At 70.6% G+C, this 7,443-nt stretch carries 11 protein-coding genes; 7 read left to right on the forward strand and 4 right to left on the reverse strand.

Translation table 11 applies throughout. From position 1 onward, the window contains the following. Positions 1-225 precede the first annotated feature (225 nt). From GEV10_31195 to GEV10_31205, 3 genes are all read right to left on the reverse strand, one after another. Complete coding sequence (locus GEV10_31195; protein ID MQA82869.1) at positions 226-516, reverse strand: cysteine methyltransferase; 291 nt, start codon at positions 514-516, stop codon at positions 226-228. 14 nt (positions 517-530) lie between these two features. Continuing rightward, the gene (gene moeZ, locus GEV10_31200; GenBank protein ID MQA82870.1) at positions 531-1,691 is read right to left on the reverse strand and encodes an adenylyltransferase/sulfurtransferase MoeZ; all 1,161 of its coding nucleotides are present in this window, start codon (positions 1,689-1,691) and stop codon (positions 531-533) included. 103 nt (positions 1,692-1,794) lie between these two features. Then, positions 1,795-2,664, reverse strand: coding sequence for a Ku protein (locus GEV10_31205; GenBank protein MQA82871.1), 870 nt, complete (start codon positions 2,662-2,664; stop codon positions 1,795-1,797). A 178-nt stretch (positions 2,665-2,842) separates the two neighbouring features. Here GEV10_31205 and GEV10_31210 point away from each other — a divergent pair, with 178 nt between their 5' ends. From GEV10_31210 to GEV10_31240, 7 genes are all read left to right on the forward strand, one after another. Next, entirely contained in the window at positions 2,843-3,634 is a 792-nt protein-coding gene (locus GEV10_31210; protein MQA82872.1) for a DUF1932 domain-containing protein, read from the forward strand. Positions 3,635-3,708: 74 nt separating this feature from the next. Beyond that, on the forward strand, positions 3,709-4,653 hold the full coding sequence (locus GEV10_31215; protein ID MQA82873.1) for a hypothetical protein: 945 nt from the start codon (positions 3,709-3,711) through the stop codon (positions 4,651-4,653). Then, positions 4,650-5,561 carry an ATP-dependent DNA ligase gene (locus GEV10_31220; protein ID MQA82874.1) on the forward strand — a complete coding sequence of 304 codons (912 nt, stop codon included), beginning with the start codon at positions 4,650-4,652 and terminating at the stop codon, positions 5,559-5,561. The genes GEV10_31215 and GEV10_31220 overlap by 4 nt, the downstream gene beginning before the upstream one ends. A 9-nt stretch (positions 5,562-5,570) precedes the next feature. Then, positions 5,571-5,807 (forward strand): hypothetical protein, encoded by a 237-nt coding sequence (locus GEV10_31225; GenBank protein MQA82875.1) that lies wholly within the window; start codon positions 5,571-5,573, stop codon positions 5,805-5,807. A gap of 52 nt (positions 5,808-5,859) precedes the next feature. After that, positions 5,860-6,480, forward strand: coding sequence for a TetR family transcriptional regulator (locus GEV10_31230; protein MQA82876.1), 621 nt, complete (start codon positions 5,860-5,862; stop codon positions 6,478-6,480). A gap of 53 nt (positions 6,481-6,533) precedes the next feature. Continuing rightward, positions 6,534-6,761 (forward strand): DUF3107 family protein, encoded by a 228-nt coding sequence (locus GEV10_31235; GenBank protein MQA82877.1) that lies wholly within the window; start codon positions 6,534-6,536, stop codon positions 6,759-6,761. Positions 6,762-6,833: 72 nt separating this feature from the next. Then, the gene (locus GEV10_31240) at positions 6,834-7,100 is read left to right on the forward strand and encodes a GlsB/YeaQ/YmgE family stress response membrane protein (protein MQA82878.1); all 267 of its coding nucleotides are present in this window, start codon (positions 6,834-6,836) and stop codon (positions 7,098-7,100) included. 50 nt (positions 7,101-7,150) lie between these two features. Here GEV10_31240 and GEV10_31245 read toward each other — a convergent pair. Further along, a partial coding sequence (locus GEV10_31245) for an HNH endonuclease (protein MQA82879.1) occupies positions 7,151-7,443 on the reverse strand: 293 nt, incomplete at its 5' end.

The following is a 7,443-nucleotide window of genomic DNA, read 5'->3' on the forward strand; positions in this document are numbered from 1 at the left end:
GTCCTTCCCATGGCCCATGCGCCATGGGAAGGACGTACTCACCATGGGAAGCCGGCGCACCGGCCACGACTAGGGACCCAGCGGGGGGTGGTGGTCACCTTTCACCCGTAGGGGATGGCCCGCCAGGGTCCTCCAGTGGTTGACGTGATCAACGGGGACTTCACCTCATGCCGGGACGAGGTGAAGTCCACGTGGGTGAGGTGAAGCACTGACCCGGGCTTCGGGTCACGTGTCGCCGGGCCAGCGGGCGCGGCGCATGTCGACGCGCTCACCGCGCATGGGGGTGTCGTCCTCGCGCAGCAGCGCGACGGCGCGGCCGTCCTCGGGCACCGCCGGGGTGCCGTCGGCGTGTACGACGCGCCACCACGGCACGCCGCCGCCGTACGTCGCCATCACCCGGCCGACCTGGCGGGGGCCGCCGCGGCCGAGGTACTCGGCGATGTCGCCGTACGCCATCACGTGGCCGGGCGGGATGCGCTCCACCACGTCGAGGACGGCGTCAGAGAAGTCGTCCACGGCGGCTCGATCGGTCAGTAGGTCGGCAACGAGGTGTCGACCTGCTTGGCCCAGGCGAGGACGCCGCCCTGCACGTGCGTGGCGTCCTTGAAGCCGGCCTGCTTCAGGGCCGCGAGCGCCTCGGCGGAGCGTCCGCCCGACTTGCAGTGCAGCACCACCGGCTTGTCCTGCGGGAGCTCGGACAGGGCCTCGCCGGAGAGGATCCGGTCCTTCGGGATGAGCACGGAGTGCGGGATCTTGACGATCTCGTACTCGTGCGGCTCGCGGACGTCGACCAGCAGGAAGTCGTCGCCCCGGTCGAACTTCTCCTTGAGCTCCCTGGCAGTGATGGTGGAGTCGACGACCGCGTCCTGAGCCTCGTCGGAGACGACGCCGCAGAACGCCTCGTAGTCGATGAGCTCCTTGATCGGCTCACCCTCGGGGTCCTTGCGGACCTTGACGGTGTTCCAGGTCATCGCCAGCGCGTCGAAGATCATCAGCCGGCCGACGAGCGGGTCGCCGATGCCGGTGACGAGCTTGATCGCCTCGGTGACCATGACCGACCCGATCGCGGCGCACAGGACGCCCAGCACGCCCCCCTCGGCGCACGACGGCACCATGCCCGGCGGCGGGGCCTCCGGGTAGAGGTCACGGTAGTTGGGTCCGTGCTCGTCCCAGAACACGCTGACCTGGCCGTCGAAGCGGAAGATCGAGCCCCAGACGTACGGCTTGCCGAGGATCACGCAGGCGTCGTTGACGAGGTAGCGGGTGGCGAAGTTGTCGGTGCCGTCGAGGATGAGGTCGTACGGCTCGAAGATCTCCAGCGCGTTGGACGACTCGAGCCGCGTCTCGTGCACGCGGAACTCGACGTACGGGTTGATCTCGGCGACGCTCTCGCGCGCGGACTGGGCCTTGGGCTTGCCGATGTCGGACTGGCCGTGGATGACCTGGCGCTGCAGGTTGGACTCGTCGACGACGTCGAAGTCGACGACGCCGAGGGTGCCGACGCCGGCCGCGGCGAGGTACAGCAGGGCCGGCGAGCCGAGCCCGCCGCCGCCGACCACCAGCACCTTGGCGTTCTTCAGCCGCTTCTGCCCGTCCATCCCCACCTCGGGGATGATCAGGTGCCGCGAGTAACGGCGTACTTCGGTGACGGTGAGTTCGGGAGCGGGATCGACAAGTGGTGGCAGCGACACGTTCTCTCTCCGATGGTGCGGCTCGGCGGTGCGGGGTCAGGCGTCTGCAGACGTCGTCTCCTGAGGCAACCCTCTCAGGCGCGCCGCCATTCCCGGACGCCCGTCAGGCGGTCTTGCGGGTCGAACGCTTCGACGCCGTCTTCTTCGCGGCCTTCTTCTTCGCGGCGCCGGTGTCCTCGTCGTCCGCCTTGTCGCCGGCCCGCTCGCTCTTGGCCGCCTCGACGCTCGCCCGCAACGCCGACATCAGGTCGACGACCTGGCCGGTCTCCTCCGGCTCCTCCGGCTGCACGACCTCGCGACCCTCGACCTTGGCCTCGATGACCGACTGCAGGGCCTCGCGGTACTCGTCGGAGTACTCGTCGGGCTCGAACTCGCCGCTCATCTGCTCGATCAGCGAGGTGGCCATCGCCAGCTCCTGCGACCGCACCTCGATGTCCTCGTCGAGGAAGCCGAAGTCGGGCGTGCGGATCTCGTCGGGCCACAGCATCGTCTCGAGCACGAACACGCCGTCGCGCACCCGCAGGGTGGCCAGCTGCTCACGCTGCCGGAGCGCGATCTTGACCACGGCGACCTGCCCGGACTGCTCGAGCGCGCTGCGCAGCAGGACGTACGGCTTGGCGCCCTGCCCGTCCGGCTCGAGGTAGTAGGTCTTCGCGAAGTAGATCGGGTCGACCTCCTCCAGCGGGACGAACTTCAGCACGTCGACCGAGCGGCTGGACGAGATCGGCAGGTCGGCGAAGTCCTCGTCGGTGAGCACGACGACCTCACCCGACGGCAGCTCGTAGCCCTTCGCGATGTCGGAGTACGCGACCTCTTCGCCGCACACCGTGCACACGCGCCGGTACTTGACGCGGCCGGCGTCCTCGCGGTGCACCTGATGGAACGACACCCCGCGCTCCTCGGTCGCGCTGTAGAGCTTGACCGGGATCGACACCAGTCCGAAAGAGATCGCACCCTTCCAGATACTCCGCATTGCCACTCCCTCCGCCGTGATGGTCCAAGCATGCCCGACCGCGTACGGATTGTCCGCCCGGCCGACCAGCAGTCGCCGTACGGACCCGGAGAGGCGGCAAAACTCATCGCCGGCCCGTGGCGCCGGCAGCAGCGACTGCCCGGCCGTTCAGGAATTCGACGTGGGCCACGATGTCCGCATGACACGTGGAAACGAGACTGTGGTCGGCCTGCTCCACCCCGGCGAGATGGGCGCGGCGGTCGGCGCCCTGCTGACGGGGCGCGGGATCGAGGTCCTGTGGGCGTCCGAGGGGCGCGGCGCGCAGACGAGGGAGCGTGCGGACGCCGCGGGCCTGCGCGACGCCGGCGGCGTGACCGCGCTGCTCGAACGCAGCTCCACTGTGCTCTCGATCTGCCCACCCCACGCTGCGGTCGACGTCGCGGCCTCGGCCGCAGGCTTCGGTGGCGTCTACGTCGACGCCAACGCGGTCGCGCCCGAGACCGCGCGCGAGATCCCCCCGCTGCTCGCCCCCGCCGCGACGGTCGTCGACGGTGGGATCGTGGGCGGCCCACCGACCAGGCGGGGGACGACGCGCCTGTACCTCTCCGGTCCGGCTGCCGAGGGCGTGCACGACCTGTTCACCGGCACGGCGCTCGAGGTCCGGATCGTCGGCGCGAAGCTCGGCGCCGCCTCGGCCGTGAAGGCGTCCTATGCGGCGTGGACGAAGGGCAGCGCCGCGCTCCTGCTTGCCACGTGGGCGCTGGCGAGGAGCGAAGGTGTCGAGCAGGCGCTCGCGGACGAGTGGGAGCTGTCCCAGCCGGCCCTCACCGACCGACTCGCATCCGCGGAACGGTCGGCGGCCACGAAAGGGTGGCGCTGGATCGGCGAGATGGAGGAGATCGCCTCGGCCATGCGCGCCGCTGGGCTGCCGGACGGGTTCCACCGCGCCGCGGCGGATGTCTACCGGAACCCGCCTACAGAGCGACGATGAGTTCCTGTCCGCGGCCGGGTCTACCGTCAGCCTCCTAGTACGGTGTGGGCGTGCTGCCGGCCTACGTCCCGCCGATGCTCGCCGTCACCGGTGACCTGCCGGGCGACGACGGGTGGGCGTTCGAACCCAAATGGGACGGCGTCCGCGTCGTCGCCTGCCTCGGTGACGGCGAGCTGCGGCTGTGGAGCCGACTCGGCAACCTCGTCACGTCCACCTATCCCGAGCTCGCGGTGCTCACGCGGCTGCTGCGCACCAGCGCCGTGCTCGACGGCGAGGTCGTGGCGTTCGACGAGAAGGGGCGGCCCGACTTCGGACTGCTGCAGCACCGCATGCACCTCAGCAGGCCGGCCGACGTCCGCGCCGCCCGGCAGGACGTCGCGGTCACGTACGTGCCCTTCGACCTGCTCCACCTGGACGGACACGACACGGTGTCGCTGAGGTTCGAGGACCGCCGCGAGCTGCTCGCCGGACTGGAGCTGGCGGACGCCGCCGGCGTGCACGTCCCCGAGTACACCGTGGGCGGCGGCGAGGAGCTGTTCGCCGCGACGGCGCGGCTCGGCCTGGAGGGGGTCATCGCAAAGCGGCTCGGTTCCACGTACCGGCCGGGGAAGCGGGCCGACATCTGGCGCAAGGTCAAGCACGTGTACGGCCGCGACGTCCTCGTCGCCGGCTGGCTGCCGGGCGAGGGTCGGCGCGAGGGCACCATCGGCGCGCTCGTCCTCGCGCTCCCCGACGGCGAGGGCGGGCTCCGCCACGTCGGCCAGGTCGGCACCGGGTTCACCGACCGCATGCTCGACGACCTGCACGCCCTGTTCACCCCCGACTCGACGGCCGCGAACCCGCTGACCGGCCGGTTCGAGCCGCCGCAGAGCGAGCGCCACGTCCGCTGGATCGACCCCGTCCGGGTGGCCGAGGTCGGCTTCAACTCCTGGACACGGGACGGCCGGCTGCGTGCCGCGGTCTGGCGCGGCCTGCGTCCGGACCTCGACCCGACCGCTGTGAAGCCCGAGGAGGCATGAGTAGCGTGCTCGTGGACGTGGAGGGCCAGACACTCAAGCTGTCCAACCTGGAGAAGGTGCTGTACCCGGAGACGGGGTTCACCAAGGCCGAGGTCATCGACTACTACACCAGGATCGCGCCGGTACTGCTGCCCCACCTCGCCGACCGCGCGCTGACGCGCAAGCGGTTCCCCGACGGCGTCGAGTCCGAGCCGTTCTTCGAGAAGAACGCGCCGTCGCACACGCCCGACTGGGTGCGGACGGAGGTGCTGCCGACGCCGGGGAGCACGATGGGCCGCGAGACGCTGCGGTTCGTCGTCGTCGAGGACCTCGCGACGGTCGTCTGGCTCGCGAACCTCGCCGCGCTCGAGCTGCACCTACCCCAGTGGCGCGTCGACGCGGGCGGCGACGTGCACGACCCCGACCTCGTCGTGTTCGACCTCGACCCCGGACCGCCCGCCGACATCGTCGCCTGCAGCCGCGTCGCGGTGCTGCTGCGAGACGCGCTCGCGGAGGACGGCCTCGAGGCGTACGCGAAGACGAGCGGCCGCAAGGGCATGCAGCTCTACGTGCCGATCGCCGAGACGCCGGCCGAACGCACCTCCGCGTACGCGAAGGGCCTGGCGGAGCGGCTCGAGAAGGCGAACCCGAAGCTCGTGGTCTCGAGGATGACGAAGAACCTCCGCAAGGACAAGGTCTTCATCGACTGGAGCCAGAACAACGCGTTCAAGACGACCATCGCCCCGTACTCGCTGCGCGCCGCCCCCACCCCGACGGTTTCGACCCCGGTCGAGTGGGCAGAGGTGGAGGCCTGCACGCACGTCCGCGACCTGCGGTTCGAGGCCGAGGACGTCCTGACACGCGTCGCCGAGGGGGGTAACCTGCTCGCTCCGCTGATCGACGGCCCGCACCACGAACTGCCTGCGTAGGAGGTGCACATGTCCGAGCTCGATCCCCGCACCAGGACCGACGACGAGACCGGTGGGCTCTTCGACACCGACCAGTCCGCCCGGGTGGACGCCGAGGTGACCGACGCGGACGCGGCGGAGGAGCGCCGGTCCCCCGACGACGACCTGCGCACCGGCCATCGCGGCCCCGTTCCGGACGACGTCGACCCCGCCGACGCGGCCGACCAGTACCGGGAGATCGGCGACGACGAGGACGACTACAGGTAGGTTTGGGGCGAACGCGCACCCGTACAGGGGGCGCCCCAACGGCGGAGGCACAGTGACCGCGCCACAGCAGGCACGCGCGCGCGGTGCCCGCATGCCACGTTCGGCGCGGCGCAAGCAGCTGCTCCACGCCGCCCGCGAGACCTTCGTGGCCCAGGGCTACCACGCGGCCGCGATGGACGGCATCGCCGAGCGTGCCGGCGTCAGCAAGCCCGTCCTCTACCAGCACTTCCCCGGCAAGTTCGACCTGTACCTCGCCCTCATCGACGAGCACACGGCCGAGCTCGTCGAGCGGGTCCGCAGCGCGCTACGGTCGACCACCGACAACAAGCTGCGGGTCGCGGCCACCTTCGGCGCCTTCTTCGACTTCGTCGAGCACGAGGGCGAGGCCTTCCGGCTAGTGTTCGAGTCCGACCTGCGCAGCAAGCCCGAGGTGCGCGAGCGCCTCGACGCCGCCCTGTCGACCTGCACCGACCTCGTCGGCCAGGTCATCGCCGAAGACACCGACCTGCCGCCCGACGGCGCCCGACTGCTCGCCCGCGGTCTCGTCGGCACCGCCGAGGTGAGCGCGCGACACTGGCTGTCCGTCCGCGACGAGATGACCAAGGCCGACGCCGTCGACCTGCTCGCCCGACTGGCCTGGCGCGGCATCAGCGGCTGGCCCCGCACGACGTAGGGTGTGTCTCCTGAGGTGGCGTCGCCACACCGGACTGCTACGAGGGAGAGCCAGTGGAGGTCAAGATCGGCGTTCAGCACGCCGCCCGTGAGCTCGTCGTCGAGTACGGCGGCACCGCGGAGGACGTGCAGACCGCTGTGGTCAACGCCCTGTCGAGCGCGAGCGAGGTGCTCGTCCTGGAGGACACCCGTGGGCGGAAGGTCCTGATCCCGGGCGACCGTCTCGCGTACGTCGACATCGGCGAGCAGTCCGAGCGCCACGTCGGATTCGGCAGCGTCTAACCGCCCTTCTCTCCGCCGTCACGAGCTACGCTCGTCTCCTGGGGGACCTGCCAGACAACGGAGGGCAGGATCGTGGAGATCAGCGGCATCATCAGTGCGGTCGTCATCGGGATCGTGCTCGGATTCGGCGGCAAGTTGCTCGCGCCAGGCCGGCAGAAGATCAAGTGGTGGCTCACCATCCTCGTCGGCATCGCCGCGGCGCTCGTCGGCACGTTCCTCGCGGGCGTGCTCGGCGTGGCCAGCACGCCGCGGATCGACTGGATCGAGCTCATCATCCAGTTCGTGCTCGCGGCGATCGGCGTCTCGCTGGTGGCGGGCGCGGCGGGACGCAAGCGCTAGGCGTACCCGCCACCGGTCGGGCGCGTCGGCAGGGATGACTGACCGCGCAGTCAGGGCGGCCGGTTGTGCACTCTGTTCAACCTCGGCTTCTGCGCCGGGTCGAGCCACCTGGGTGGCACGGTGTGCGCGCGGCCGTTGATCATGGTCAGGTCGACGGTGCCGTCATGGATGGCGGTGTGATGGACGGTGCAGACCAGGGCCATGTTGTCGATGTCGGTGGTGCCGCCTCGGGACCACCAGGTGACGTGGTGGGCCTGGGTGTACTGCGGTGGCGCGTCACACCCGGCCACCACACACCCGTGATCCCTGGCGATGAGCGCCCGGCGTAGTGCGGGCGGTGCGA

This window comes from Streptosporangiales bacterium, assembly GCA_009379955.1.
Lineage (GTDB): Bacteria > Actinomycetota > Actinomycetes > Streptosporangiales > WHST01 > WHST01.